At 66.3% G+C, this 2,074-nt stretch carries 2 protein-coding genes; both read right to left on the reverse strand.

The features are described from left to right. On the reverse strand, positions 1 to 321 hold a 321-nt coding region (locus tag ABIC09_RS37365; protein WP_354112430.1), incomplete at its 3' end, for an ATP-binding protein. An 11-nt stretch (positions 322 to 332) separates the two neighbouring features. Beyond that, the gene (gene istA / locus ABIC09_RS37370; RefSeq protein WP_354112431.1) at positions 333 to 1,871 is read right to left on the reverse strand and encodes an IS21 family transposase; all 1,539 of its coding nucleotides are present in this window, start codon (positions 1,869 to 1,871) and stop codon (positions 333 to 335) included. Positions 1,872 to 2,074 lie beyond the last annotated feature (203 nt).

Here is a 2,074-nt window from a genome sequence, read left to right on the forward strand (position 1 = left end):
GGGTCCGCAGATCAGCAGGTTGGCGTGGTCGTCGATCCATTGGCCTTCGACCAGCATCGTCAGCAGGCTACGGTCGAGGCCGCGCGGGGTGCGATAGTCGATGTCCTCGACGCAGGCCTGCTGGCGCAGCTTGGCGTATTGCAGCCGCTTCGACAGCCGCTTGTCGCGTCGTAGCGAGGCTTCGCGCTCCAGCAGCAGCGCGAGCCATTCGGCGTGTCCGAGGCTTGCGGCGTCACCGCCGGCTTCGATGTCGGCGAAGGCCTTGGCCATGCCGTGAAGGCCGAGTTGATGGAGTTGATCGAGGGTCGGATGATTGAGCAAGACGAGATCTCCTAGTTGTAGTAGCGCGGCCCGCGGATGTTGGGATGGAGGATCGGCGCATCGTCCGCGGACCGCTTTTGCGAAGGACGCCGATCGAGATTGTTGGCGAGGATCGATTTGACCGAGCCATAGGTGCGCGCGCCGATATCGATCGCTCGCATGGCGGCGGCATCGAGCCGCTCGCGGCCATAGGACCGGGTGAGCCGGATGATGCCGAGACAGGCCCGAAAGCCCTGCTCAGGGTGCGTGCGTTCATCGAGGATCAGGTCGCACAGCGCCGCGGTGGCCGACCCGATCGCGGCGGCATCCTGGCGGATGCGCTCGATGGTCCAGCCGGCGTAGCGCCGATGACTGGACGCCATGTGTTCCGGCACGGTGGTGTGCTTGTGGTTGCCGCTCATGCGCTGATGCGCGGCGATCCGCTCGCCCTTGTGGAAAATCTCGACAGTGCGGGCGGTGAAGCGCACCTCGACCTCTGCGCGAAGGAAGCGATGCGGGACGCTGTAGTAATGTGCCTCGACCTCGACGTGATAGTCGATGCTGACCCGGCAGATCCGCCACTCGGCAAACACGTAAGGGCTCTCCGGCAACGCCATGAGCGCGGGCCGGTCGATCTCCTCCAACAGCTTGCGGCGGGTCACCCCGAGCCGCCGGATCGGCCGTTCCTCGTTGAGCCGGGTCAGCAGCTCGGCGAGCGCCGCATTGACCTCGGCGAGGCTGTAGAAGGTCCGATGGCGCAGCCGCCCAAGCAACCAGCGCTCGACCATAAGGACGGCCTGTTCGACCTTCGCCTTGTCCCGTGGCCGCCGCGGCCGGGCCGGCAGAATGGCGGTGCCGTAATGCGTCGCCATGTCGGCGTAGCTGCGGTTGATCTGGGGATCGTAGAGGCAGGCCTTGATCACCGCGACCTTGGTGTTGTCGGGCACCAGCAGCGCCGGCACCCCGCCGATCGCCTCGAAGGCGCCGACATGGCTGCCAATCCAGTCGGCCAGTCCCTGCGTCCACGTCGCCTGCGCGTAGGTGAAGCTGGACGCGCCCAGCACCGCGACAAAAATCTGCGCGGCGCGCCGCTCGCCGGTGCGCCGGTCGATCACCACCGGCACCCCGTCGCCGGCATAATCGACGAAAAGCTTGTCGCCGGCCGCATGCGACTGGCGCATCGTCACCGACAGACGGCCTTCCCAGGCGCGGTACAGCTCGCAAAACCGCGAATAGCGATATCCGCCGGGTTCGCCGGCGATGTACTCCTCCCACAGGATCGACAGCGTCACGTGCTTGCGCTTGAGCTCGCGATGCACCAAAGCCCAGTCCGGGTCCCTCTGCCGCCGATGGCCCCGCCGGGTGCCGGCACCGGCTCCCGCACCAGCGAACAGCCGGGCCTCCAGCTCTGTGTCGGTGACGTCGTCGGACAATGGCCAACTCAGCCCGGCCGCCTCGAACCGGCGGATCGTCAGCCGTACCGTGGACGGCGCCGTCCCCGTCCGCCGCGCAATCTCCCGGGTCGGCATCCCGGCCATCTTCAATCTGATCACATCACGCACATGACGCATCGCAAGCCTCTCCGTCGGCATCCAGATCCCCCTTTGCAAAGCCGAAAGGCGGGATCGTATCGGAGCCAGAAGAGGCCACGTCACCCCGGGCGACATCATCCCGGAAGGGTGGGCGAGATCATCTCGGAATGGTGGGCGACATCAAATCGGAACGGCGGGCGAGATCATTCCGGAATGGTGGGCGACATCGAGCGGAATCAGCA

The organism is Bradyrhizobium sp. S3.12.5, assembly GCF_040548225.1.
GTDB classification, from domain to species: Bacteria; Pseudomonadota; Alphaproteobacteria; order Rhizobiales; family Xanthobacteraceae; genus Bradyrhizobium; species Bradyrhizobium cytisi.